The sequence below is a fragment of the Campylobacter ureolyticus genome (assembly GCF_027277485.1).
Classification (GTDB): domain Bacteria; phylum Campylobacterota; class Campylobacteria; order Campylobacterales; family Campylobacteraceae; genus Campylobacter_B; species Campylobacter_B ureolyticus_B.
This window is the reverse complement of record NZ_JAPXGQ010000004.1, coordinates 56,020-82,024: the sequence shown is the minus strand read 5'-3', so window position 1 is coordinate 82,024 and position 26,005 is coordinate 56,020. Positions and strand designations below refer to the sequence as shown.

Annotated in this window: 26 protein-coding genes and 1 tRNA gene; 14 read left to right on the top strand and 13 right to left on the bottom strand. The window is 29.1% G+C overall.

Annotation, left to right across the window (positions count from 1 at the left end; genetic code table 11):
* Window positions 1-226: 226 nt before the first annotated feature.
* On the bottom strand, window positions 227-2,203 hold the full coding sequence (uvrB, locus tag O6B72_RS03125) for an excinuclease ABC subunit UvrB (RefSeq protein WP_258298586.1): 1,977 nt from the start codon (window positions 2,201-2,203) through the stop codon (window positions 227-229).
* A 66-nt stretch (window positions 2,204-2,269) separates the two neighbouring features.
* On the opposite strand from uvrB, the gene O6B72_RS03120 reads away from it, so the two are divergent.
* Genes O6B72_RS03120 through O6B72_RS03110 form a run of 3 tightly spaced genes read left to right on the top strand, consistent with a single transcriptional unit; the run spans window position 2,270 to window position 3,172 of the window.
* Window positions 2,270-2,503: a hypothetical protein gene (locus O6B72_RS03120; RefSeq protein ID WP_018713298.1), complete on the top strand. Its 234-nt coding sequence runs from the start codon at window positions 2,270-2,272 to the stop codon at window positions 2,501-2,503.
* Complete coding sequence (locus O6B72_RS03115; RefSeq protein ID WP_016647382.1) at window positions 2,500-2,748, top strand: hypothetical protein; 249 nt, start codon at window positions 2,500-2,502, stop codon at window positions 2,746-2,748. Before O6B72_RS03120 ends, O6B72_RS03115 begins: the two co-directional genes overlap by 4 nt.
* A complete protein-coding gene (locus O6B72_RS03110) occupies window positions 2,732-3,172 on the top strand; it encodes a hypothetical protein (protein ID WP_269492190.1) in 441 nt (146 codons plus the stop codon). Before O6B72_RS03115 ends, O6B72_RS03110 begins: the two co-directional genes overlap by 17 nt.
* A gap of 29 nt (window positions 3,173-3,201) precedes the next feature.
* On the opposite strand, the gene O6B72_RS03105 is transcribed toward O6B72_RS03110, so the two are convergent.
* From O6B72_RS03105 to O6B72_RS03090, 4 genes are read right to left on the bottom strand one after another with little or no spacing between them, the layout of a single operon-like run.
* Window positions 3,202-3,699, bottom strand: coding sequence for a phosphatidylglycerophosphatase A family protein (locus tag O6B72_RS03105; protein ID WP_269492189.1), 498 nt, complete (start codon window positions 3,697-3,699; stop codon window positions 3,202-3,204).
* A 9-nt stretch (window positions 3,700-3,708) separates the two neighbouring features.
* On the bottom strand, window positions 3,709-4,890 hold the full coding sequence (locus tag O6B72_RS03100; protein ID WP_269492187.1) for a sulfate adenylyltransferase: 1,182 nt from the start codon (window positions 4,888-4,890) through the stop codon (window positions 3,709-3,711).
* Window positions 4,868-5,755, bottom strand: a complete 888-nt coding sequence (locus tag O6B72_RS03095; RefSeq protein ID WP_269488205.1) for a DNA-binding transcriptional response regulator — start codon at window positions 5,753-5,755, stop codon at window positions 4,868-4,870. Before O6B72_RS03095 ends, O6B72_RS03100 begins: the two co-directional genes overlap by 23 nt.
* On the bottom strand, window positions 5,752-6,858 hold the full coding sequence (locus O6B72_RS03090; RefSeq protein WP_269492185.1) for a bifunctional 2-C-methyl-D-erythritol 4-phosphate cytidylyltransferase/2-C-methyl-D-erythritol 2,4-cyclodiphosphate synthase: 1,107 nt from the start codon (window positions 6,856-6,858) through the stop codon (window positions 5,752-5,754). Before O6B72_RS03090 ends, O6B72_RS03095 begins: the two co-directional genes overlap by 4 nt.
* Before the next feature lie 74 nt (window positions 6,859-6,932).
* Here O6B72_RS03090 and O6B72_RS03085 point away from each other — a divergent pair, with 74 nt between their 5' ends.
* The 8 genes from O6B72_RS03085 to O6B72_RS03050 all read left to right on the top strand — a co-directional run bounded on the left by O6B72_RS03085 (window position 6,933) and on the right by O6B72_RS03050 (window position 14,230).
* Window positions 6,933-8,021, top strand: coding sequence for an Mrp/NBP35 family ATP-binding protein (locus O6B72_RS03085; RefSeq protein WP_101637536.1), 1,089 nt, complete (start codon window positions 6,933-6,935; stop codon window positions 8,019-8,021).
* A gap of 19 nt (window positions 8,022-8,040) precedes the next feature.
* Window positions 8,041-9,243: a tetrahydrodipicolinate N-succinyltransferase N-terminal domain-containing protein gene (locus O6B72_RS03080; RefSeq protein WP_016647389.1), complete on the top strand. Its 1,203-nt coding sequence runs from the start codon at window positions 8,041-8,043 to the stop codon at window positions 9,241-9,243.
* A 9-nt stretch (window positions 9,244-9,252) separates the two neighbouring features.
* Entirely contained in the window at window positions 9,253-10,839 is a 1,587-nt protein-coding gene (locus tag O6B72_RS03075; RefSeq protein WP_269492184.1) for an ABC-F family ATP-binding cassette domain-containing protein, read from the top strand.
* A complete protein-coding gene (gene thiS, locus O6B72_RS03070) occupies window positions 10,805-11,023 on the top strand; it encodes a sulfur carrier protein ThiS (RefSeq protein WP_258298592.1) in 219 nt (72 codons plus the stop codon). The genes O6B72_RS03075 and thiS overlap by 35 nt, the downstream gene beginning before the upstream one ends.
* Window positions 11,024-11,029: 6 nt before the next feature.
* Window positions 11,030-11,644, top strand: coding sequence for a sulfur carrier protein ThiS adenylyltransferase ThiF (gene thiF, locus O6B72_RS03065; protein WP_101637539.1), 615 nt, complete (start codon window positions 11,030-11,032; stop codon window positions 11,642-11,644).
* 91 nt (window positions 11,645-11,735) lie between these two features.
* Window positions 11,736-12,503 (top strand): thiazole synthase, encoded by a 768-nt coding sequence (locus O6B72_RS03060; protein WP_101637540.1) that lies wholly within the window; start codon window positions 11,736-11,738, stop codon window positions 12,501-12,503.
* 4 nt (window positions 12,504-12,507) lie between these two features.
* Complete coding sequence (gene thiH / locus O6B72_RS03055) at window positions 12,508-13,653, top strand: 2-iminoacetate synthase ThiH (RefSeq protein WP_269492183.1); 1,146 nt, start codon at window positions 12,508-12,510, stop codon at window positions 13,651-13,653.
* A complete protein-coding gene (locus O6B72_RS03050) occupies window positions 13,646-14,230 on the top strand; it encodes a thiamine phosphate synthase (protein ID WP_269492181.1) in 585 nt (194 codons plus the stop codon). Before thiH ends, O6B72_RS03050 begins: the two co-directional genes overlap by 8 nt.
* Before the next feature lie 93 nt (window positions 14,231-14,323).
* Here the strand turns inward: O6B72_RS03050 and O6B72_RS03045 are convergent, their stop codons facing one another.
* A complete protein-coding gene (locus tag O6B72_RS03045; protein ID WP_016647396.1) occupies window positions 14,324-14,560 on the bottom strand; it encodes a hypothetical protein in 237 nt (78 codons plus the stop codon).
* A 97-nt stretch (window positions 14,561-14,657) separates the two neighbouring features.
* Window positions 14,658-15,416, bottom strand: a complete 759-nt coding sequence (gene ppk2, locus O6B72_RS03040; RefSeq protein WP_244078531.1) for a polyphosphate kinase 2 — start codon at window positions 15,414-15,416, stop codon at window positions 14,658-14,660.
* Window positions 15,417-15,530: 114 nt separating this feature from the next.
* Here ppk2 and dsbD point away from each other — a divergent pair, with 114 nt between their 5' ends.
* Window positions 15,531-17,237: a protein-disulfide reductase DsbD gene (gene dsbD, locus O6B72_RS03035; RefSeq protein ID WP_269492179.1), complete on the top strand. Its 1,707-nt coding sequence runs from the start codon at window positions 15,531-15,533 to the stop codon at window positions 17,235-17,237.
* A gap of 38 nt (window positions 17,238-17,275) precedes the next feature.
* A tRNA-Gln gene (locus O6B72_RS03030) sits at window positions 17,276-17,349 on the top strand.
* 499 nt (window positions 17,350-17,848) lie between these two features.
* On the opposite strand, the gene tupC is transcribed toward O6B72_RS03030, so the two are convergent.
* Together tupC and tupB are read right to left on the bottom strand one after the other, a co-directional pair.
* Window positions 17,849-18,769: a tungstate ABC transporter ATP-binding protein TupC gene (gene tupC, locus O6B72_RS03025; protein ID WP_269492178.1), complete on the bottom strand. Its 921-nt coding sequence runs from the start codon at window positions 18,767-18,769 to the stop codon at window positions 17,849-17,851.
* A complete protein-coding gene (tupB, locus tag O6B72_RS03020) occupies window positions 18,766-19,458 on the bottom strand; it encodes a tungstate ABC transporter permease TupB (protein WP_269492177.1) in 693 nt (230 codons plus the stop codon). The genes tupC and tupB overlap by 4 nt, the downstream gene beginning before the upstream one ends.
* Before the next feature lie 151 nt (window positions 19,459-19,609).
* Here tupB and tupA point away from each other — a divergent pair, with 151 nt between their 5' ends.
* Window positions 19,610-20,437, top strand: a complete 828-nt coding sequence (tupA, locus tag O6B72_RS03015) for a tungstate ABC transporter substrate-binding protein TupA (RefSeq protein WP_269492176.1) — start codon at window positions 19,610-19,612, stop codon at window positions 20,435-20,437.
* A gap of 37 nt (window positions 20,438-20,474) precedes the next feature.
* Here the strand turns inward: tupA and O6B72_RS03010 are convergent, their stop codons facing one another.
* Genes O6B72_RS03010 through alaS form a run of 4 tightly spaced genes read right to left on the bottom strand, consistent with a single transcriptional unit; the run spans window position 20,475 to window position 25,982 of the window.
* Window positions 20,475-22,424: a transglycosylase domain-containing protein gene (locus tag O6B72_RS03010; RefSeq protein ID WP_269492174.1), complete on the bottom strand. Its 1,950-nt coding sequence runs from the start codon at window positions 22,422-22,424 to the stop codon at window positions 20,475-20,477.
* Window positions 22,421-22,963, bottom strand: coding sequence for a septum formation inhibitor Maf (gene maf / locus O6B72_RS03005; protein ID WP_258298815.1), 543 nt, complete (start codon window positions 22,961-22,963; stop codon window positions 22,421-22,423). The genes O6B72_RS03010 and maf overlap by 4 nt, the downstream gene beginning before the upstream one ends.
* Window positions 22,960-23,391, bottom strand: a complete 432-nt coding sequence (locus tag O6B72_RS03000; RefSeq protein ID WP_269492173.1) for a hypothetical protein — start codon at window positions 23,389-23,391, stop codon at window positions 22,960-22,962. Before O6B72_RS03000 ends, maf begins: the two co-directional genes overlap by 4 nt.
* A gap of 50 nt (window positions 23,392-23,441) precedes the next feature.
* Entirely contained in the window at window positions 23,442-25,982 is a 2,541-nt protein-coding gene (alaS, locus tag O6B72_RS02995; protein WP_269492172.1) for an alanine--tRNA ligase, read from the bottom strand.
* Between the last annotated feature and the right edge of the window lie 23 nt (window positions 25,983-26,005).

Sequence of the window (26,005 nt, the reverse complement as noted above, 5' to 3'; positions counted from 1 at the left end):
GATTTAAATCCTGAAAATTATAGTGGCAGTTTTTGGTTTTGCTAATTTATGGTTGTTAATTATATCTTTTTTATGGATCGGACTCCTGAAAGTAATAAATAAAGTATATAATATTGAGATTTCAGGAGAACTAATTTGGTGTTAAGTTGTAAGCTAAACCATTAATACCAAATTAGATACTAGAAGTAGTTTTTTATTATTTGTGATATTTGTTAAAGTTTGTTTTTTAAATCTCTTTCATCTTTGCTATTTCATCTCTTAAACTTGCTGCTTTTTCAAACTCTAAATTTGATGCTGCTTCAAGCATCTGTTTTCTTAACTCTTTTATGATTTTTGCTCTTTCACTTGCTGGCATTTTTTCTAAATTTTTACTTGCTCTTAAAATTTCAGCTTCATCTTCTATTTTTAAGCTATCTTCTAAGTTTCTAGTTGCTGAATGTGGTGTTATACCATTTTTTTTGTTGTATTCATCTTGATATTTTCTTCTTTGTGTTGTAATATCAATGGCTTCTTTCATTGAATTTGTAATTTTTTTATGAAACATTACAACTTTTCCATTTACATTTCTTGCAGCCCTTCCCATTGTTTGAATTAAGCTTGTTTGAGATCTTAAAAATCCCTCTTTATCAGCATCCATTATGGCTATTAAGCTAACTTCTGGCAAATCAAGTCCTTCTCTAAGTAAGTTTATACCTATTAACATGTCAAATTTTCCTTGTCTTAGACCTCTAATTAGCTCATTTCTTTGTATTGCATCAATGTCTGAATGCATATATTTTACTTTAATTCCAAGTTCAAGATAATATTTTGTTAACTCTTCTGCCATTTTTTTTGTTAGAACAGTTACTAAAACACGCTCATTTTTAGCTATCACCTCTTTGGCCATATCGTATAAAATTTCAACTTGGTTATCGCTATCTTTTAAAATTATTTCAGGATCCAAAAGTCCAGTAGGGCGAAGTATTTGGTAAAACACCTTACCTTTTGAAAGCTCTATTTCAAGATCATTTGGAGTAGCTGAAACAAATAAAAATTTCCCTTTTTTATTTATAAACTCTTCAAATTTAAGTGGTCTGTTATCAAGAGCTGATGGAAGTCTAAAACCATACTCAACAAGAGTGTCTTTTCTGCTTTTATCTCCTGCATACATACCGCGAAATTGTGGCAAACTTACATGACTTTCATCTACAATTACTAAATAATCTTTGTTTTTTATCTCATAGTAATCAAACATAGAATATGGCGTTCCACCTGGCTTCATACCTGTAATATATCTAGAGTAGTTTTCAACGCCTTTTGTTGAGCCAGTTGCTCTAAGCATTTCTAAGTCAAACTCAACTCTTTGTTTAAGTCGCTGTGCTTCAACTAGCTTTCCAGTATCTTTGAAAAATTTAAGTCTTTCATCTAGTTCTATTTCTATTCCTTTTATAGCTTCTTTTAACCTATTTTGACCAACAATAAACTGACTTGCTGGATATAAAATAAATTTATTTATGGTTTTAGTTCTTTTGTTTTCTAAAAAATCAAAATGATAAATTTCATCTATTTCATCACCAAAAAATTCAATTCTTACTGCTTCATCGTTAAAATAAGCTGGATAAATATCAATTACATCACCATTTACTCTAAAATTTCCTCTATCAAAAAAGTTATCATTTCTTGTATAGCCCATTTCAACTAGTTTTATAAGCATATCTTTTTGTGAGATTTTAAAACCATTTTCTAAAAACATAACCATACCTTGATACTCAGCTGGATTACCTAAACCATAATTTGCTGAAACAGAGGCTACTGTTATAACATCATCAAAGCTTAGTAAATTCGCAGTTGTACTAAGTCTAAGTCGCTCTAATTCATCATTTATTGAGCTATCTTTTTCTATAAATAAATCTTGCCTTGGAATGTATGCTTCTGGCTGATAATAATCATAGTAACTTATAAAATATTCAACTTTGTTTTTTGGAAAAAAACCCTTAAATTCACTATATAATTGAGCTGCAAGACTTTTATTGTGCGTCATTATTAAAGTTGGAATATTTAAATTTTTAATAATATTTGCCATTGTGAAGGTCTTACCACTTCCTGTAACGCCTAGTAATGTTTGATATTTATTTCCTTTTAAAATAGAATTTACAATGTCATCAATTGCTTTTTGTTGATCGTTGCTTGGACTAAATTTGCTAATTAATTCAAAATTTTTCAAAAAACTCCTTTATTATTAAGCACATTTTTGATACAATCGAACATTATAACAAAAAAAGGTATAACAATGTTTGAAGAACAAAAAATAGTTCCTACTTTGGGTGATAAAATTAAGGAGTTAATTGAAAAATACAAAGAGGCTACTAGTGAAAACGAGAAACTGAGAAATGAGATAGTTGCCGTTAAAGCTCAAAATGAAGCACTTACTTCAAGGCTTGGAAAACTTGAAGAGGATATGGTGGTTAAAAATTTAACCGAGGATGAACTTTTCAAAGAAATTGAAAATGTTTTAGATAAATGAAAACAATAGAAGTAAATTTAACTAGTAAATCAATCTCAAGATCATACAAGATTAAAGTTGATGATGAGTTTGCTTTGGTCTTATCAAAAGAATTCGCCATGATGAGTGATGGCAATAATGATCTTGATGCAAAAGATTTATTAAGTGCTTTTGTAAAAAAAAGTTATGAAAAATATATGCAAACAAAAGAGTTAAATAAAATACTTGAAGAACTGAAAGGAAAAGAATATGAAAAAAGGTTTTAGTATAGGACAAATGGTTTTTTTAATAGTTGCAGCAATTGTTATTTTTAAAGTAGTTATCCCAAAATTCATGAATAAAACTGGTGGCGGAATTGCTATTTATCAAGCTGCAAGTGAGCTAAAAACAGGAATTGATGATATAAGAAGTTATTACTTTAGAAATGGAAAATTTACAAATATTGGTATTATGACAATATCTGCCGGATTTGAAGATAAAGATATTCTGTTTGATTTTGATAAACCTGTACGATATGGTGTAAATGAAAAAGGTGTTATGAATTACTGTGTAGAAGTAGTTGCAAAACAAGAAAATGGTGGTGAATATATTTACGTAAATAATACTTCAAATAGTAGTGATGTTTGTAGGGAATTTAGAGAGCATTCTATTGTGCAAGACTTAAAAAAAGTAAATTTAGCATATAATTAAAATTTTAGGCTCAAAAACTGAGCCTAAAATTAAAATATAAATTTTTCAAAGCCAAATTTCATCATAGCTCCAACACTCATTAAAGTTAAAAGTCCTGCAAAAAATCCAGCTAACACATCATCTAAAACGACACCATATCCACCTTTTACTTCTCTGTCAATCCTACCAATTAAAGATGGTTTGTAAATATCAAAAAGTCTAAAATAAATAAAAGACAAAATAATAACTAAATAACTCATTGTGCCATTTTCTAGATTTATAGCAAGTCCCATACTCAAAGTTATCCAAATTCCTATAACTTCATCTATAACTATACTTGAATTATCGTGTTCTCCACCATTTGCCTCATATGCATTTACCTCTTTTATAGCAATTAAGCTTAGTAAAATTGCAAGTAAAAAAAGAGTTGTAATTCCTAAAAAATAGGCTATTAAAACTCCTAAAATAAGACCAAAAAAACTCCCCCAAGTTCCAGGGGCCGGTCTTAAAAGCCCACTATAAAAAAATGTTAAAAAAAGTTTATTCATAAATTTCCTTTAAGTTAAAGATCCAGTTTGATAAAGCTTAGCAAGTTCTTTATAAAAATCTTCATAAGTGTGAGTTTCTAAAATACCTGCATTAGGAAAAATTTCATCATAAATTTGCTGCAAATTTTCAAATCTATTTGGAAATAAGTCACTTAAAATAATGCTAGAAATTTCTTTTCTCATTAAAATTGGCGGCGGTAAAACTCCATTTAAAAGAAGTGTTCTTATAGTTGGACTGTGGTATTTTATATGATGATGTTGTCCATGAGGGCATGTTTTTACACTAACTATTGTTTTGCATTCATTGCAATAAACATATTCAGGCATTACTAAAATTTCAATATCAAAGTTTTTTCTTATTTTATCGATTATAGTATGGGCTTGATTGTCATCAAAAAACATCCCAATTGAGCCATGATTTTGTCCAATTATTACTTTATTTGCACCAAAATTATATGCAGCGATACATTCAAGCTCTGGATTTTTATGAGCTGAAAAAAGTGTTGTGTTTTCTAAATCTATTAATAAAACCTTGTCTTTTGGTAAAAAGTTATTTATAAAATATTCCATTGTTTTTTTTCTAAGAGCATGGTTTAGTCTATTTTCTCGTGTACTTCTTAAAAGAAATATTATTAAAAAATCAGCCTTATCAATAGTTAGTCTAATAAGCCTTTCATGGACTCTATGAAAAGGATTTGCACAAAGCATTAGTGATGTTACTTTTTTTAGATTAAGTTCTTTTTTTAAGGTTTGAATTTTATTTTTTATCAAAGCTATTTTATCTTCATAAATTTCTATAAAACCACTTATGCAAAAACTTCCTATAAGCTCATCATTTGGACTATTGGATGCATCGGCTTCAAATATTGAAAAAAACTTCCAATATCCTTTAAATCTAAAATTATTTGTTACAATTACCTTTCCAACTATTTTTTCTTCACATTCTAAAAGTAAAGTTTGTGAAAATTCTACATTTTTTGCTATTTTTTGATTTTCTTCTCCAGGTGGGGCAAAAATATAGGCATATGGAATAAGCTCATTATTCAAATACCCACTTTGTATAACCTCATCTATTTCATTTTCATCCATTAGCTTATCAAAATTTGACAAAATTTGATTTTTTATAAGAGTTAAAGTTCCAAGTGTTTCTCTTGAAATTTTTAGAGTTTTATTTTTGTTTTTGGATGCCATATTTCTTTCTCTTTTCCCATAAAGATTTTCTTGAAATTCCAAGTTTCTTTGCTAAATCAGTATCTGAAAAAAGCTTTTGATTTTCTTTTATTATGTATTCAAAATACTCATCAACCGATAAAATTTCACCTTTAGCTATACTTGGTTTATCATCTTCAATAAGCGTAATTTGATCAAAGTTACTTGTATTTTCTAAGCCCATTCCATTTATGATGACTGGTTTGTTTTGAACTATTTCAAAAAGTTTTGTTTGATCTTTTAAAAGATTAGCGCTTAGAATATAAATTGGCATATCAAAACTTTCATTTTCTAGTGTTAAAAGCGCTTCAGGTTCATTTAAAAACAGTATCTTAATACCTTTTTTTACCCATTTTGAGTATTCATAAACAAATTTATCCGCCATTTTTTTTGAATTTGTTTCTATAAAAAGTGGAAATTTTAAAGATTCAAAGTTAAACTCAGGTATTTTTACAGAGGCAAAACTTTTTTCAAAATATTTCATAAAAGAGTTATTTATAATTTTTAATTTATTAAATTCTTCAAAATGATTTATTTTTCTTATTAGTTCTTCTACCATAAATGGTTTTTGGATATAATCATTTGCTCCTGCTTTTATTGGGCGAGATACTGTATCGTTGCTAATATATGGGATTAGCAAAATTATAATGGAACTTTTAAATTTTTTAATTATTTCATATATTTCTTCACCAAAAATACTTGTTGATAAAAGAACAGCATCTTTTTTTGAAGTATTTAATATATCTTTTATCTTTGTTAAAATCTCGCAATTATGTCCCAAAGAAGTAAGCTTATTTGCAATACTTTGAGCTAGGTACGCCTCATTTTCTACTATTAAAATATTCAAGCTTTTGTCCAATCAAAGTATTTAACCATAACACTTGCCATTACACTAATTCCCTCGCTTCTTCCAATAAAACCAAGTTTTTCTGTTGTTGTAGCTTTTATATTTACTCTATTTATGCCTAAAATTTCACTCACTTTTTTTTGCATATCTTTTTTAAAATATCCAAGTTTAGGACTTTGGGCTATGATTGTGATATCTGTATTTACTACTTCATATCCATAGCTTTTTATCTTTTTAAGTATATCTTTTAGTAAGATAACTGAACTAATATCTTTAAATTTTTCATCATTATCAGGATAAAGCTCTCCAATATCTCCAAGTCCGCATGCTCCAAGTAAGGCATCAGATAGTGCATGAAGTGCTACATCCCCGTCACTATGAGCAATAAAATCATACTCACAAGGCACTTTTATGCCACAAAGCATTATTCCATTTCCATTTGTAAATTTATGTACATCAAAGCCGTTACCAACAAAAAAGTCATTTGCAGGCGCTTTTAAGCATATTTTCTTTAAATCATCCTTATAAGTTATTTTAAGTGCTTTTTCATCACCCTTTACAAAGCCAAGTTTTCCGCCAACGCTTTTGATCGCTGCACTATCATCTGTGAAAATTTCATCTTTTAAAAGAGCTTTTTTTAATAAATTTGTTTTGCTTAATTGTGGTGTTTGAATTAATTTTATTTTTTTTCTATCTATTAAATTTGTATCTAAATACGCAGTATCCACAACTTCTAAATACGGGCTTATGCAGTCAAAACCTTCATCTTTTTTTGAGATTATTTTTTCTACCATATCTATGCTAACTCCAGCTCTAGCTACATCACTTACCAAAACCCACTCGCTATTTACCAAATTTAAAGCATTTTTAAGTGAAACTTGCCTTTCATTTCCACCTTCTACAAATTTAAAACCATCATCAAAGCTTTTCATATACTCTAAATCATCTTTATTTGAAACGATAATAATATCATCAAAATATGGCTTAAATTTATTAGCCACATGCTGCCAAAGAGGTTCGTGTCCAACCCTAATCCACTGTTTTTTTACACCAAGATTAAATCTAGTTGAACCTCCAGCAGCCAAAAGTATTAAAGAAATCAAATTTTGCCTTTTATTTATAAAGTTGTAGTATTATACATAAAAAAAGCTTTTAAATTTGTTACAAGGAAATTTATATGAATAAAAATGAAGTTTTAGAAAAACTTAAAAGTGTTATTTATCCAGGCTTTAAAAAAAGTATTGTTGAGTTTGGATTTGTAAAAAATATTGAGATTGGAGATAGAATTTTTATAGAAGTTGAGATAGTTTCAAGCAAACCTGAAGTTGCTCAAAAGTTAAAAAAAGATATCTCAGACATAATTCCAAATAGTGAAATTTTAATCAAACAGCCACAAATTCAAAAAGAAAAAAGCAATACAATAAGTGGTAAAAATATCGCTCCTCAAATTAAACATTTTGTTATGGTAAGTAGTGGAAAAGGCGGTGTTGGAAAAAGCACAACAACTGTAAATTTAGCTATTTCTATGGCAAAACTAGGTTTTAAAGTTGGTGTTTTAGATGCTGATATTTATGGGCCAAATATTCCTAGAATGCTTGGATGTGATAAAGTAAAGCCTGTCGTTGTTGGAAATATGTTAAAGCCTATCTTAACTCATGGTATACAGATGATGAGTATGGGAATTTTAATTGAAAGTGGTCAAGGGCTTATGTGGAGAGGTGCGATGATAATGAAAGCAATAGAACAGCTTTTAAGAGATGTTTCTTGGGATGAGCTAGATGTGCTTTTTATCGATATGCCACCAGGAACTGGAGATGCGCAAATAACTCTTGCGCAAAGTGTTCCAGTAACTGCTGGAGTCTGTGTTACAACACCACAAGTTGTAGCTATGGATGATACTGCAAGAAGTCTTGACATGTTTGAAAAACTTCATATTCCAATTGCTGGAGTTATAGAAAACATGAGTGGATTTATCTGCCCTGATAATGGCAAAGAGTATGATATTTTTGGAAAAAGTGGAAGCAGTGAACTTGTAAAAAAATACAATACTGAAATTTTAGGTGAAATTCCAATAGAAATTGCTATTAGAGAAGGTGGAGATAGTGGAAAGCCAGTAAGCTTTTATGAGCCAAATAGCATAAGTGCTAAAAGATATGAAAAAGCATCTTCTAGACTTTGGGAAATAATGCAAAATATAGATAAAGAAAACTTAGCTGGAAATGAGGCAATTCAACCACGAACTGATGGCAAGGCAAATTGTCATTAAAATTTAAAAAAGGAAAAAAATGAATAAAATTAAAAATATAGATGAGTTTAACAAATTTGTTGATGAAATTAAAAAAAGTAAATTTTATAAAGAGCCGATAGCTTGGGCTTTTGGAAGAGTTAATAAAGGCATTGTTGATACAAAAAAAACTTTAAGTGTTGATTATGCAGTTGTTAATTATAAAGAAAATTTAGGCTCAGCAGCAGTTGTTTTATGGGCTTTAAATGAATGCGGTGTTAAGTTAGGCTTAAATGATAGTGAGGTTGTTTTTGAGATAGATGATAAAATTACAAAAAAAGTTTTAAGTGTATTTGAGTTTTTAAAAGATGAGGCTGAGGGAAATAAACATAAAAATTTACAAAATTTAATGGTTATAAATGAAATTTTAACTAATAGCGAGTATGGTGATGAAAATCACTTTTGCGTTACTTTTTTATTTAGTGATGAAAAGCCAAAAAGTGTTGCAAGTGTTTATTTAAAACTATATCTTTTATCTCTTGGTAAGGTTGAGCTTAGGAGTATAAATTTAGATGGAGCTTTTGGAGTTCTTCCAAATGTTGCTTGGGATGAGTTTGCAAAACCTGTTGAACTTGAATGGTTAAGAGAAAATGAGATATTTTTAAAGATGAGTGGCGCATATCCAGTGATTTCAAGTGTTGATAAATTTCCAAGGTTTTTAAATCATATTATTCCTGATGATAGTGTTAGAATTTTAGATGCCGCAAAAGTTAGAATGGGCGCTCAAATAGCAAATGGAACAACAGTAATGCCAGGAGCAAGTTATATAAACTTTAACGCAGGAACTACTGGAAAAGTTATGATTGAAGGAAGAGTTTCAAGCTCAGTTGTAGTTGGAGAGGGAACTGATATTGGTGGTGGAGCAAGTATTTTAGGTGTTCTTAGTGGCACAAGTGGAAATCCAATAAGTATTGGAAAAAGATGTCTTTTAGGGGCAAATTCTGTTACTGGAATTCCATTGGGAGATGATTGCATAGTTGATGGTGGAATTGCTATTTTAGAGGGCACAAAAGTTTATATTGATGAAAAAAATAGAACTTCACTTGGCAAAATAAATCCAAATTTTGATTTTAAAAACGAAATTTATAAGGCAAAAGAGTTGGCAAATTTAAATGGACTTCATTTTAGACAAAATAGCCAAACTGGACAAATAACTGCAAGTTCAAGTAAAAAAGCAGTTAAGTTAAATAAAGATTTACATTAAGGGTGAAATGTGGTTGAAGTACATGGTTTAACTATGAGATTTGGTACTCAGTTATTGTTTGAAGATATTAATTTAAGCCTTGATAAAGGAAATAGATATGGACTTATTGGTGCAAATGGAGCTGGTAAATCAACATTTTTAAAAATTTTAAGTGGTGAAATAGAAGCAAGCAGTGGAGAGGTTTTAATTGATAGTGGTTTAAAAGTTGGAGTTTTAGGTCAAGATCAGTTTGCTTTTGAAAATTTTACTTTAAAAGATGCGGTTTTGTATGGAAATAAACGGCTTTATGATGCAGTTAAGGAAAAAGAAAAGCTTTACTTAAGCGAGGAATTTACAGATGAAATAAATGAGCGTTTAGGTGAGCTAGAAATGATAACAGCTGAGGAAGATCCAACTTATGAGTATGAAACAAGATGTGAAAAAATTCTCTCATCTTTGGGGCTTAATGAGTATGATAAATTAATGAGTGAGGTTGAAAACTCAGATAAATTTAAAGTTTTATTAGCTCAAGTTTTATTTCCAAAACCAGATGTGCTTTTTTTAGATGAACCTACAAACAACCTTGACATTGAGGCAATTTCATGGCTTGAAAATGAGCTTAATCATCACGCTGGAACACTTGTTGTAATAAGTCATGATAGACACTTTTTAAACAGAGTTTGCACTGATATTTTAGATGTTGATTTTAAAAAGATTAGAGAGTTTGCGGGAAATTATGATGATTGGTATATTGCCTCAAACTTGATGAATAAAAAAGCTCAAATGGAAAGAGATAAAAAGCTAAAAGAAAAAGAGGAATTAGAAAAATTTATCGCTCGTTTTAGTGCAAATGCTAGTAAGGCAAAACAAGCAACAAGCAGACAAAAAAGACTTGACAAACTTGATATTAGTGAAGTTATGACAAGCTCTAGAAGAGAACCAAGCATTTTATTTCGCCCAAATAGGGAAATAGGAAATGAATTAATTAGCCTAAATGAAATTTCAAAAAAATTTGATAAAAAAGTAATTTTAGATAATTTTAACTTTAAACTTGAAAAGGGTGATAAGGTTGCAATAATTGGTAAAAATGGTGTTGGAAAAAGCACACTTTGTAAAATCATAATGAATGAAATTGCCCCTGATAGTGGAAATGTACATATTGGAGCAACTATTGAGCTTGGGTACTTTGCACAAGACATAAATAATAAATTAACAAGCAATTTAAAGCTTTATGAATATCTACAAGATAATAAAAATAAAGATTTAGATGAAATTAGAAAATGTCTTGGTAGGATGCTTTTTAGCGGGGCTGAGCAAGAAAAAAGTGTAAAAGATCTAAGTGGAGGTGAAAAACATCGCGTAATGCTTAGTAAATTAATGCTAATAAAGCCTAATTTGCTTATTTTGGATGAGCCAAACAATCACCTTGATTTAGAGGCAATTATTGCTTTAGGTGAAGCACTTTATCAATTTAAAGGAAGTGCAATTTGCGTAAGTCACGATAGAGAGTTAATTGATGCTTTTGCAAATAGAATACTTCATCTAAAAGGTGATGGAGAAATAGTTGATTTTAGGGGAACTTTTGAAGAGTATAGACAAAGTTTGGGTCAAGATTAACGCTAAAGAGGTTGAGGTTAAAAATGGTACAAAATTGCTTGAAATTATAAAAGACTTTAAATTTGACATTAGTCGTATTGCTGTTGAAAAAAATGGCGAAATTTTAAGCAAAAATCTTTGGAAATACGATCTTGTAAGCAAAGATGATAATTATGAAATAGTTGAGTTTGTAGGTGGTGGATAGTATTTTATGCAAAAAAAATATTTCGAAAGCGAAATTTACAAAAGAAATGATGAGTTAGTTACAAAAAAAGTTAAAAATTCTAAAGTTGTGATTTTAGGACTTGGCGGACTTGGTTCAAATATCGCTTCAATGCTTGCTAGAGTAGGAGTTGGAAATTTAAAACTAGTTGATTTTGATAAGGTTGAATTAAACAATCTAAATCGTCAGTTTTATAATAAAACCCATATTGGACTTTTTAAAACAGATGCCTTAAAATCCGAACTTGAGCTAATAAATCCTTACTTAAATTTTGAAATTTTAAATTTAAAAATTACAAGCCAAAATTTAAATTCCGTTTTAAAAGATGATTTTTTAATATGTGAGGCTTTTGATAATGCTGATTTAAAAGCCTTACTCATGGATTACGCCTCTAAAAATTTAGATAAATATTTTGTTTTTGGAAGTGGAATGGGCGGATATGAGAGCTCAAATTTAATGAAAGTAAAAAGATTTGGTACAAACTGCTATATTTGTGGCGATTTTAGTTCAAAAGCATCATTAATGGCTCCAAAGGTTGTGCAATGTGCCTCAATGCAGGCAAATACAATTTTAAGAATTATTATGAATGAGTTTGAAATTTAGCATTTAAATTTTCAAATTTTAAAAAATTTATCATTTTATAAAACTAAAACAGTAGAATTTTATTTATTTTAATTATAAAAGGATAATTTTTATGGAAAATGATAATCTAAAATTAGGCGAATATGAGTTTAATTCAAGGTTTATTTTAGGCTCTGGCAAGTTTAATCCAGAACTCATAAAAGCTTGTGTGGATGAAGCAGGAGTAGAGATTATAACATTAGCACTTAGACGAGTAAATGAAAGCCAAAATAAGAATATCCTTGATTTTATCCCCAAAAATATTACTATTTTACCGAATACAAGTGGAGCTAGAAATGCAAATGAAGCTGTGAGAATTGCAAGACTTTGCAAAGAACTTAACGTTAGTAAATTTATAAAACTTGAAGTTATAGATGACTCAAAATATCTTTTTCCAAATAATTATGAAACTTTAAAAGCAACTGAGATTTTAGCAAAAGAAGGCTTTATAGTTATGGTTTATATGCATGCTGATTTAGGAATAGCACGAAGTTTGGAAAGTGCAGGAGCAGCAGCTATTATGCCTCTTGCATCTCCAATTGGCAGTAATCAGGGCTTAACCCAAAAAGAAATGATTAAAATATTAATAAATGAGATTAAAACTCCAATTGTTGTTGATGCTGGCATTGGTAGACCATCACAAGCTTGTGAGGCTATGGAAATTGGGTGTGATGCAGTTATGATAAATACTGCAGTTGCAACAGCTGGGAATTTACCACAAATGGCAAGAGCTTTTAAAAATGCTGTAATTGCAGGTCGAGATGCTTATTTGGCAGGTTTTGGAAGAGTTAAAAAAACAGCTTCGCCAAGTTCACCGTTAACTGGATTTTTAAGAGATTAAAATTATGAAAAATTCTAATCCATTCGCATATCAAAACGGCATGATTGATATAAAAAGTGATATTTTAAAAATAGTTTTAGATGAAACTTCTAAATTTGAGTATAAAAACTATACAAAAAATGATATATATAAGGCATTAAATTCTAAAATTAGAACGCAAAATGATTTAAAAGTGCTTTTAAGCATTGAAGCAGGGGAGTGTTTAGAAGAAATTGCAGAAGTTTGTAAAAATGAAACAAGAGCAAAATTTGGTAAGAATATAAATATTTTTACTCCACTTTATATATCAAATTTTTGTGATAGTCATTGCGTTTATTGTGGATTTAATACAAAAAATAATATTAAAAGAGCAAAACTAAGTTTTGAAGCTATAAAAACTGAGCTTATAAATATAAAAAAAACAGGCTTAGAAGAAATTTTGATTTTAACAGGAGAAAGTAGAGTTAACTCAGATGTAGAATATATCGCTAAAGCATGCAAAATGGCAAGTGGGTATTTTAAAATAGTTGGAGTTGAAATTTACCCATTAAATGTTGATGAGTATTCATTTTTACATGAAAACGGAGTTGATTATGTAAATGTCTATCAAGAAACATATAATCCTTCGAAATATCAAAAAATTCACCTACTTGGTGAAAAAATGAGTTTTATATATCGTTTTAATTCTCAAGAAAGGGCAATTTTAGGTGGTATGCGTGGTGTTGGGTTCGGTGCACTTTTAGGTATTGATGATTTTAGAAAAGATGCTTTTGCTACTGCGCTTCATGCAAATTTAATATATCAAAAATATCCGTTTGTTGAAATCTCACTTTCAGTTCCAAGGCTTCGTCCTGTTATAAATAACTCTCGAATAAACCCACGCGATGTTCATGAAAAAGAGCTTTTGCAAGTAGTTATGGCATATAGGCTTTTTATGCCACATGCAACTATTACGATTTCAACTAGGGAAAGAGCTGGATTTAGAGATAATGCCATTAAGATTGCAGCCAACAAACTTTCAGCTGGAGTAAGTGTAGGAATTGGTGGTCATAGTAAAAAAATAGGCGATGAACAATTTAATATAAATGATGAAAGAAGTGTTGATGAAGTTTGCAAAAGCGTTGAAAATAGTGGATTTTATCCTTTAATGAGTGAATATATTTATGTCTAATTTAGTTGTAATTACTGATTTAAAGCTTTGCGAGGACAATATTTATAAAAGAGTTTTTAAATTTTTAAATTATGGTGCAAATGTAGTTTTAAGAGCAAAAGAACTTAGTGAAAATGAGTATTTTAAATTTGCAAATGAGGTTTTTAAATCTTGCGCTAGTTTTAAAGAGCAAATTTTTATACATAAATTTGTAAATATTGCATTGAGCTTGGAATGTAAAAATATCTGGTTACCACTGAAAGAGCTTGAAATCTACAAAGGTGATTTAGTTAAATTTGATAAAATTGTAGCCTCAACTCATAGTGTAGATGAAGTAAAAAGTGCTTTAAATTTAGGAGCTAGTTCAATCTGTCTAAGTCATATTTATAAAACTGATTGTAAATTTAATCTTGCCCCAAAGGGGTTAAATTTAATTAATGATGTAAGAAAATTTTATAATGGTGAAATTTACGCACTTGGTGGAATAAATAGTTTAAATTTCAGGAATTGTTTAAACGTAGGAGCTAATAAAATTTGTATAATGAGTGAAGCTATGAAATGCAAAGATGAAAGTGAGTTTGTAAAAAGTTTTTGTTAAAAGCATAACAAGTTTTGTTGTGCTTTTAAAATAGGCTTAAAATTTATAATTTTTTACTAGAAGTAAGCCGCTTTTTGGCTTACTTCTTAAAATTTACATTTTTTTAGCAGCAGTTTCTACAACATATAAAACTTCTGATAAGTCTGTATAGGCAATTCTACTTTTTCCATCTGTTCCAGTGAAATTTGTAGTTAGTTCTATGCCAAGCTTGTTTGATAAAAACTCATAAAGATCAGCTCTTTGGTTATTTGCACCATCTTTATTTGCATATTCTTTTAATGCATCTAAAACTTTTTGAATTTTATCCATTTGGTCTGTGTTTATAGCCATTTTTTATCCTTTTTATTAAAATTTAGATAATTATACTAAAATTTTATAAATAAAAAAACTTTACAAATTAACAATGAAGAACTTTAATATATTAAAATTAAATCTTATTGTTTTTACTTATTTTATTAATAGCATCATCGACGCTTAATACAATATCACTATCTGGTTTTAAAATCTTATTATTTTCTTTTCCATCATATTCAAAATTATAAAGTATAGATTTTATTGTGTTTATGCGAGCTTTTTTCTTATCATTAGCATCTATTATCATCCATGGGTTTTCTTGTGAACTTGTTTTTATAAGCATATTGTAAATTGCAGCTGAGTAATCATCCCAAAGAGTTTGTGCTTTTTCATCAACAGTTGAAATTTTATAAGACTTTAGTGGATTGATTCTTCTGTCTTTAAATCTTTTTGCTTGAGTTTTCTTATCAATTGAAAGAAAAATTTTAAAAATTTTAATGCCCGATTTACTTAAAAGATGCTCAAACAAAGGCACATCTTCTAAAAATTCTTTTGTTTGTGAGGTGGTGCAAAATTCCATAACAGGCTCAACTACAGCTCTGTTATACCATGATCTATCAAATATCACTATTTCACCACCGCTTGGGAGATTTGCAACATATCTTTGAAAATACCACTGAGTTATTTCAACATCACTTGGTTTTGGTAGCGCAACTATGCGAGCACCTCTTGGGTTTAAATGTTCAGTTATTCTTTTTATCGTACCACCTTTTCCAGCAGCATCTCTTCCTTCCATAATAATAAGAAGTTTTAAAGAGTGTTTTTTTATATGATTTTGAAGTTTTAAAAGCTCAATTTGTAACTTTACAAGCTCTTCTTTGTATAATTTCATTTTTTTAGACCTTGTGATAAATTAGTTATATTATACAGTAAAAATATAAAATTTTTATTTTATTTAGATAAATATATTAAAATGCATCTCATGATTTTTAATAAAAGGTTAAATTTGATAAGAAATATTTTTTTATTTATTCTTACGATATGTTTTTTAAACGCAGAACCAGTAAATGTAAGTGAAGCTTTTAAAATTAATGAAAAAGCTGGTTCTTCTGGCATTAGCTTTGATATAGCTATAGATAAAAGTGTTTATCTTTATGAAGATGAGTTTAAGGTGTTTTTAGGAAGTGAAAATATTACAAAAATTTTAGATTTACCAAAGCCTAAAAAACACAAAGAGTATTTGATTTATGATGAAAATTTTACTCTTTTTATACCATCAAATTTGATCTTAAACAATTCAACTATAACGCTTAAATTTTTAGGTTGTGCTTATAATGGATATTGCTACAATCCTCAAAATTTCAAATTTAGTCTTTTGAAGGCTGAAAATGGATTTACAATATCAAAAGTTGAAGATAAAAAAGTTAGCAATAATAATAAAAATTATGAAAATAAAATTTCATCAGATATAAAAAACAATAATTTTTTTATCACTATAATAACATTTTTTGGGTATGGACTTTTGTTGGCTTTAACGCCTTGTGTTTTTCCTATGATTCCGATTTTATCATCTATTATAGTTTCAAAATGTAAAAATAGTAAAAACAATAATAAAAAAGCTTTTCTAATAAGTTTTATTTATGTTTTTGCTATGTCGCTAGCTTATTCTATTGCTGGTATTTTGGCTACATATTTTGGCTCCAGCGTTCAAGGATTTTTACAAATTCCTTGGGTTATTATTTTATTTGGTTTAATTTTTATAGTCTTAGCTTTTAGTATGTTTGGATTTTATGAGTTACAGCTTCCTGCTTCACTTCAAAGTAAAATTAGTAAAAAAAGTGAGAGTAAAAATGGGCTAATTGGGGTTTTTATAATGGGTTTTTTATCAGCTTTGATAGTTGGCCCTTGTGTGGCTGCACCACTTGCTGGAGCATTAGTCTACATAGCTCAAAGCGGTAATTTATTACTTGGTGGAAGTGCATTATTTATAATGAGTTTTGGTATGGGAATGCCACTTTTGCTGATAGGACTTGGAGCTAATAGGTTTTTACCAAAACCTGGATACTGGATGAATGAGATAAGTAAAATTTTTGGATTTATTATGTTATTTATGGCAGTTTGGATGCTTTCAAGACTAATAAGTTCAAATTTGAGTCTGCTTTTATACGGAGTTATTGGTATATTTTTTGGTGTAAGTTTATTTCCTGTAAAAAAAGATAGTGCCACATTTAAAAAATTCAAATTTGGATTTAGCTTATCGATAATAATTTACTCAGTTATCTTAATATTTGGTTTTGCAAGCGGTTCAAATAGTCTAATCAATCCGCTTAATATTACTTTTAAAAGCCAACTAAAAGAAAATTTAAATTTCAAAAAAGTATCAAATTTAAATGAATTAAAAGAAGTCGTTAGAGGCAGTAAAAAACCAGTTTTAATTGACTTTTGGGCTACTTGGTGTGTTAATTGTAAAGAGTTAGATGATACTTTAAACTTAGCAGAAATTTCTGAAATTTTATCAAATTTTGAGCTTATAAAAGTTGATGTTACGAAAAATAGTAAGGATGATTTGGAGTTGATGAAAGAATTTCAAATATATGGACCACCTGCTTTAATATTTTTTAAAAATGGCAAAGAACTTCAAGAATACAAAGTTATAGGTGATATAAAAAAAATTGAACTTGCTAAAAATTTAAATGAAATTTTAAATTTATAAAAAATTTATTTTTTAAATAGTATAATCAAAGTTTTTGATGCCTTATAGTTTAGTGGTAGAACTGCTGACTCTGGATCAGCTAACACTGGTTCGAATCCAGTTAAGGCATCCATTGAATTGTTTATAAAATCCTCTTATGTATCATAAAATCTTATTTAAGCCTTATTTTAGGCACTTTTATTACTCTCACTATTTAAGTTGTATTATAAAATACAAAGTAATATTAGGTCATGTAAAACATTTTTGTGGTATTGTTGTGGAATGGAATAAAAAGTTAAAAATCATTTTTTATAAAAAAATGTCAAAGATACCAAAGCCATTCAACAATATATCTAAAAAATAGTTTACAAATCTTCTAAATAATTTTTATTAATAAGGAATAATTTATGACCGATAAAGATATTGAGAACGTGGCTATATTGATTAAAGAGTAAGGAATTAAACTTTCTAATAATTTAGTTTGATAGCTAAAAAGTATAAAGACTTTTACTTAGAAACAACCTTGAATATTATTGTAAAAACTAGATGGATTTTTCAATGAATCTTAAGTATTTTTTTATAGTTAAAACTATATTATGTCAGTCATTTAAATGTGTTAAAAATAACTAAAATTAAATTACTTCAAAAGCATCATTTTCTATTTTGAAGTAAATCTCATCACCAGTTTTTAAGTCTAAATTTTTAGAAGAATGGCATTTTAAAAGATAATCTCCAAATTTGATTTTTACCAATAAAGTATTTTTATTTATTAATGATATTGAATGCAAAAGTCCTTTATAAAAGTCTTGTGATGGCATTTTTTCAAGTGTGATTTTACTTGGATCTATAGCTACTTTTCTAGTTTCTTTAAATGGGATTTTGTAGTTTAAATTTTTACCAAAATTTATTTTTCCATTTTTTGTTTCAAATACATTTTTATACTCAAATTTTGCAACTTTTCCATTATATAAAAAAATATTTTCATCTGTTAAAACGCTAAGCCATTTTTCATCATGACTTGCTATTATAAAGCCACAATTATGTTTTAAATTTAGCTCTTTTATGGCTTTACTAAAAAGCCTCGCGGTTTGTAAATCAACACTATTAGTTGGTTCATCAAGCAAAATAAGCCTATTTTTTATGGCAATTATTAAAGCAAAAGCAACTCTTACAGTTTGCCCACTGCTTAATTCGTAGTATTTCTTATCCAAAAAACTTTCATTAAGTCCTGCGTAATTTAAAGATTTTTTTACTCTTTTTTTAAACTCACTCATAAGTCCATTATTTTTTAAAACAAATTCAAAATTTTTCCTGATACTTCTTTTTAAAAGCATTGGTTCAGGCAAAAGTATCGATATGTCTTTTGTGGAAATATTTAAATCAACAGTTCCACTAGTTGGCTTCTCAATGCCGGAAATTATTCTTAAAAGTGTGCTTTTTCCACTTCCATTGGTACCTGTTAGTCCTATTATTTTTGTAGTGTCAATATTTAAATTTTTTATATCTAAAATAAGATGTGAATTATATATTTTGGTTAAATTTGAAATTTTCATTTATCAAACTTTTTTAAAGCATAAATAAATAAATTTACTAAAAATGCTATTGTTATAAGGACGCTTGCAAGGGCTATTCCCATTGCAAATTCTCCTTTATTTGTCTCAAGGGAAATAGCGGTTGTGATGGTTCTTGTATGCCATTTAATGTTTCCTCCTACCATCATTGCAACTCCAACTTCTGCAACAATTCTGCCATAAGTGGTTGCTATAACTACCATTAATGGGTATCTATTTTCAAATAAAACAGTTAAAATTTGTTTATAGCCTCTTAAATGATAACTTTTTATAAGTCTTAAGTGTTTTATTTCCATATTTTCTATCACACTTGCAGTTAGAGAAATCACTATTGGTAAAGATAAACAAATTTGACCAATTATAACAGCTTTTAAAGTAAATAAAAGACCTAAATTGCCAAGTGGGCCTCTATTTGAAAACAAAGCGTATAAAATAAGTCCAATTGCAACAGTTGGCATAGCTAGACCAGTATCGCTTAAAATTCTTAAAAATTTTTTTCCAAAAAAGTTAAAATATCCCAAACAAAATCCAAGTGGCATACCGATAATTAAGGCTATAATGATGGAAAAAAATGATGAATAAAGTGTTGTTTTAATGGCAAAATAAGTCTCTTCATCAAAAGAAATAAGAAGTCTTAAAGCTTCATAAATTCCATCTAATATAAAATCCAAGATTTTCCTTTTCATATAATTTGAAATATTTTATTAAGTTTATTTAAAATTTCTTTTATATATGCTGAAAAAATATAATTAATATGCAAAATTTACATATTTTCAATTTAAATATGATAGAATATTTGAAAATTTATTTAAAAGGATAAAAATGCAAAATAAATTAGCTTTATTAGCACTTAGTTTTATAACTGCTTTGTCATTAAATGCAAAAGATAGTGATTTGGTTATGGCAACAACTACAAGCACTGATAATACTGGCTTGCTAGATGCCATTGCTCCTGTTTATAAAGATAAAACTGGAGTTGAACTAAAATGGGTTGCTGTTGGAACAGGTCAAGCACTAGAAATGGGTAAAAACTGTGATGCAGATATTTTATTTGTTCATTCACCTGCAGTTGAGAAAAAATTTGTAGAAGATGGTTATGGCATAGATAGAACAGCTGTTATGTATAATGATTTTATTTTAATTGCTGATAAATCTTTAGCTGGTAAATTTAAAGATAAAAGCTTATCTGAAATCTTTAAAATTATCAAAGATGAAAAGATTAAATTCTTTAGTCGTGGTGATAAGAGTGGAACTCACAATAAAGAAATTTCTGTTTGGAAAAAAGTAGCTGGGGATGTGCCTGAGAAAGAGAGTTGGTATAATCAAACAGGACAAGGAATGATAGCTACTATAAATATAGCTGCAGAGCAAAAAGGTGTAACTTTAACTGATAAAGGAACCTTTATAAAATACGAAGATGGCTTAAAAGGCAACTCAAATATGGAAATTATAAGTCAAGGTGATGAAAGTTTAAAGAATTTCTATTCAGTAATGGCTGTAAATACTAAAAACTGTCCAAAAGCTGATTATGAGAATGCAAAAGAGTTTATAAATTGGATAGTAAGTGATGAAGCTCAAAAATTTATAGCTGATTTTAAACTTATGGGAAAACCTTTATTTACTCCTGATGCAGGAAAAAGAATAGAGTAGTTATTTATCAAAGCTCCAAATTTTTTGGAGCTTTGTCTTAAAATAAAAGTGAGTTTCCACCACCAGTTCCGTCTTCATATCCTAAATCAAGTGGTAATGTATCTTGATAAGGAAGTGGTGAAGTTGTAGTATAAAGCTCATCTTTTCCTTTGTAAATTTTATGATAGACCCCTTCTGGAGCATTGAAATTTCTTTTTGTTTCTGGGTGAATTGTTAGGTAGTTTTCCATAAATTTTTTAAATACAGGGGCTGAACTTCTACCACCAACTTCAACATATCTCATAGGCTTGTAGTTATCATTTCCATACCAAACCATGACTAAAAGCTCAGGTGTATATCCACAAAACCATGCATCAATATTGTTATTTGAAGTGCCTGTTTTTCCAGCTATTTCTATACCATTAACTTTTGCGTTTCTTGCAGTTCCTTCATTTACAACATCTTTCATCATATCAACCATTAAATATGCTTGTTCAGGTTTTGTAACAGTAACTTGTTCAGCTTTAAAAACAGTTTCAATACCACTAAAGCTAGTTGCTCGTTCTATAAATTTAGGTGTTGTGGCAATTCCACCACCAGGAAATATAGAGTAAAATTTAGAATATTCTAAAGGTGAAATTCCATAACTTCCTAATGAAACTGAAAGTGCATATGGTATATTTCTAAAACCAGCTTCTTTTAGCCTATCAATTACATTTTTAACACCAAGTGAATGCATTAAATTTACAGTTGCTAAGTTTCTTGATTTTAAAAGTGCTCTTCGCATAGTTATGTAGCCTTCATAGTTTTTGCTAAAATTTTTTGGTGTCCACTCTTTATTTGAGCCATCATTAAAGCTTCTTGGAATATCTGGTATTTCGCTAGCTGGTGAATAACCCTCATCAAGGGCAATTTGATAAATAAAAGGTTTAAAGCTTGATCCAGTTTGTCTTTGGCTTTGTGTTGCGCGATTAAAATTACTTTTTTGATAATCAACTCCACCAACAAGAGCTAAAATATCACCATTTATTGGATCTGTTACAACTATTGCTCCATTTAGTACACTCTCATTTGCATCTTTATCTCTTTTTAAAATTTCATTATATCCCCAAATAAGAGCATCTCTTGCTAGATTTTGAACTTCTAAATCAACGCTTGTGTAAATTTTATATCCAGCTGTTTTTATGTCTGGTAGAAATCTTGAAGCCTCTTTCATGACTTCGTCTGCGACATAAGGAGCTTTATTTTTAGTTAAGCTATCATCATAAATAATAGGTTCTTCATTCATAGCAAGCTCGTACTCATTTCTTCCTATCCATCCTATTTCATACATCCTCTCAACAACTCTATTTGCTCTTGATAGGGAAAGATCCGGATGTCTTGTTGGATCATAGCTACTTGGTGCTTTTGGAAGTCCTACAAGTATTGCTGCCTCTTTTAAACTAAGTTCATCCAAATCTTTTCTAAAATATCCTAAAGCTGCAGTTTTAATTCCATAGTATCCATGCCCAAAATAAACTTCATTTAAATATCGTTCTAAAATTTGTTCTTTTGTTAGCTCATTTTCAAGTTTTAGAGCTAAAATTATCTCTTTTATCTTTCTATCGATTTTTTTTTCATTGCTTAAAGCTATGTTTTTTATAAGTTGTTGAGTCAGAGTAGATGCTCCTTGTGTAAAACTCATAGTTTTTAAGTCTTTTATAATTGCTCTAAAAATAGCCTCAACATTTATTCCTTTATGTTCAAAAAAATTTGTATCTTCTATGGCAACAAGGGCTTCTATTACGCGTCCAGGAATATCATCATATTTTACATAAACTCTATTTTCTTCATCAAATACATTTGCTATGAGGTTATTGTTTCTATCATAAATTTCAGTTGTAAGCTTTGGATGATAGTTAATGATAGCATTCATATCATGTTTTACTTCTGTATAAAAATACATAAATATCCCACCAGCTGCAAAAAAACACACCGCAATAAAACCAAAAATAAATCTAACTATCATATATAAGCCTTTAAAATTTCAGCATTTAGTCCCATTGCTGTGCTTGTATTTCCTTTTTGTGATACAATATACTTTTTATTAAAACCTTCTATCATCATTGCTCCTGCTTTTCCAATATATTCTCTTTTGTCAATATAGTTTTTTAAATCTTTTTCATCAAATTTTTTAAATCTAAAAGTTGTAATACTTAAATTTATAAGTTTGAGTTTTTTGTCTTCATAAATCATAGCCGTTATTACACTTGCTTCATTGTTACTTTGTTTTTTAAGCATATAAAAAGCATCTTCATCATTTTTTGCTTTTCCAAAAATTTCATTATCAACTATAACTGAGCTATCGGCAAAAAGTAAATTTTCCAAATTTGGATAAACTTTTTTGAACTGTAAATATTTAGCACATACAACATTATAGGCATAAGTTAAAGGCTCTTTTTTTGCAATAAAACTTTCATCATAATTAAACAAAACTTGTTTAAAGTTAAATCCAAAATCTCTTAAAATTTTTGCTCTAGTCTTTGAGCTTGATGCCAAATTTATCATTTAAAACTCACTATAACAACTCCTAAATAGGTACTTATAAGTAAAAGCACAATATCAAGGATCATAAAATAATTTACAGCAATTATTAAGTGCTCGTTCATCTCATCATAGTCAGCTTTTTTATAACATTCCTTTGCAAGGAAAAATCTATAAATTATATAGCTAAAATTACAAAGCAGTAAAAAAGCAATTGCATATTTTGTATTTATAACACTTTCTATCATTGGATCCGAAAATTTAAAATCTCCATTTTGAGATAGTAAAAAACCAGTTAACACTGTAACACTAAATGTTATAAAAAAGGCAATTGCCAAATTTTTGCAAGATTTGAAAATAAAACTATAGTTTTTTTCTAAATTTAAAAACCTAGTTATACAGATTATTAAACCTTGCAAGGTTATAAGTACTACGATAGAAACAATGTGCAAAAATGGCAAAATATGATCTATTCTTGCAAATGAGCTATCAATTTCGCTTGTTAAGATAGTTTTTCCTTTATATATTTTAGGCCAAATTTCAAAGCCTCTTTACTTTTTGAAATATCTTTTCCGCCTGCTGTTGCAAAGTCATCTCGTCCACCACCATTTCCACCGACAATTAAAGCAGTTTGTTTTACTAAATCCCCAGCTTTTATAGGAGCATTTTTAACTCCTGCACAAAGTGTGATTTTATCATCTTTAATGTTTTCAAGTAAAACTACAACTTTTTCATATCTGTTTTTAAGCTCATCAATTTTAGTTTTTATATCACCATCAAACTTGCTAACTATGACACTTACTCCATTTATATTATGAACTTCAAGCTCTTTATTGTTTGAAGTTTTTTTAAGTTCGTTTTTAAGCTCTTTTATCTCATTTTTAAGCTTATCAATGGCAATAAGTGGTTCGTTTGATTTAAGCTCTGAATTTATTGTCTCTAACTCATCCCTTAAATGATTTGTGTAATTTATTACTTCTTTACTGCAAATTGCTTCTATTCTTCTAACTCCAGCACTTACACCACTTTCTTTTGTAATTAAAAATGCTCCAATTTCAGAACTGTTTTTTACATGTGTTCCACCGCAAAGCTCTTTGCTAAAGTCACCAAAGCTCAAAACTCTTACTTTATTTGCATATTTTTCTCCAAATAAAGCAATTGCACCACTTTTTTTAGCTTCACTTAGTTCCAAAATTTCAGTTTTAGCAGGAATAGCTTTTAAAATTTCAAAATTTACCAAATTTTCAACTTCTTTAATTTCTTCAAAATTCATAGCTTTTGGATGAGTAAAATCAAATCTTAATCTACTTGCTTCTACACTACTTCCAGCTTGTGATATATGATCTCCTAAAACTTTTCTTAGTGCTGCGTGAAGTAGGTGAGTAGCACTGTGGTTTCTTTTTATCATCTCTCTTTCGTATCCAACAACGGCTTTTATTATTTGATTTGTTTTGAAATTCTCAGCTGCTTTGACAAAAGATAAATTCAATTCAAAAAATTTCTCAGTTTTTAAAACTTCACTTTTGCTAATAGTGCCCTTATCGCCGCATTGTCCACCACTTGTTGCATAAAATGGAGTATTATCTAGCATTATCCAACCATTTTCACCATTTTTAAGATCATCTATTATTTTAAAATTTTCATCTAAAATAGCTAAAATTTTAGCTTCACATTCTAATTTTTCATAGCCGACAAAATTATTTTTACCAAATTTTTCTAAAAGATTTTTAAAGTCACCTTCTGTTTTTGCCTTATCTCCACTTCCTTTCCAGCTAGCTTTTGAGCGGAGTTTTTGCTCTTTCATGAGTTCATCAAACTTAGCCTCATCAACTTTTAAATTTGACTCTCTTAGCATATCAGCAGTTAAATCAAGCGGAAAACCATAAGTATCATAAAGTTTAAACGCAACTTCGCCACTAAAAATATCTTTTGTGTTTTTAAGCTCTTCATTGAATAGCTCAATTCCAGATGCTATTGTTGTGTAAAATCTTTCTTCTTCAAGTTTTATAAGCTCTTTTACAAACTCTTTTTTATCTTTTAAGTAAGAGTAGTGTGAGCCCATAACTTCACACACAATATCTACTAACTTATACATAAATGGCTCTTTTAGCCCAAGTAAATACCCATGTCTTACAGCTCTTCTTAAAATTCTCCTTAAAACATATCCACGACCCTCTTTATCGAAATTTGTACCTTGAGCTAGTAAAAACACAGTTGATCTTATATGATCTGCAATAACTCTATAACTTGCTCCTTTGTCATATTCATATTTAACACCTACAAGATTCTCAATTTTTTTAATTATTGGCATAAAAAGTGAACTGTCAAAGTTGCTAAAAACTCCTTCTTTTATAGCAACAACCCTCTCAAGTCCCATTCCGGTATCAATGCTTGGTTTTGGAAGTTTTGATATATTTCCTTTTTCGTCTTTTTCGAACTGCATAAAAACCAAATTCCAAATTTCCAAAAATCTATCACCATCGCCACCCATATAATCTTCATCAGAGTGAAATTTCTCACTTCCTTGATCATAGAAAATTTCACTACATGGCCCACAAGGTCCAGTTTCTCCCATGGCCCAGAAGTTATCTTTATCTCCAAATTTATAAATTCTTTCTTTATCAATGTGAGTTTGCCAAATTTCATATGCTTCATCATCACTTTCATGAACTGTTACATAAAGCCTATCTTTAGGAAGTTTTAAAACCTCAGTTATAAATTCCCAAGCATATGAAATAGCTTCTTTTTTAAAATATTCTCCAAAGCTAAAATTTCCAAGCATTTCAAAAAAAGTATGATGTCTAGCGGTGTATCCGACATTATCAAGGTCATTGTGCTTTCCACCAGCTCTTATGCAAGTTTGGCAACTTGTTCTAATTGGTGGGGTAGGGCGAGGAACTTTTCCTGTAAAAATATCCTTAAACGGAACCATTCCCGCGTTTGTAAAAAGTAATGAGTCATCATTTGGTACTAGCGCGGCACTTGGAACAACCTCATGCCCTTTGCTTTTAAAAAAATCTAAATATGCCTTTCTAACATCCATGAAATTTATCCTAACTTTATATA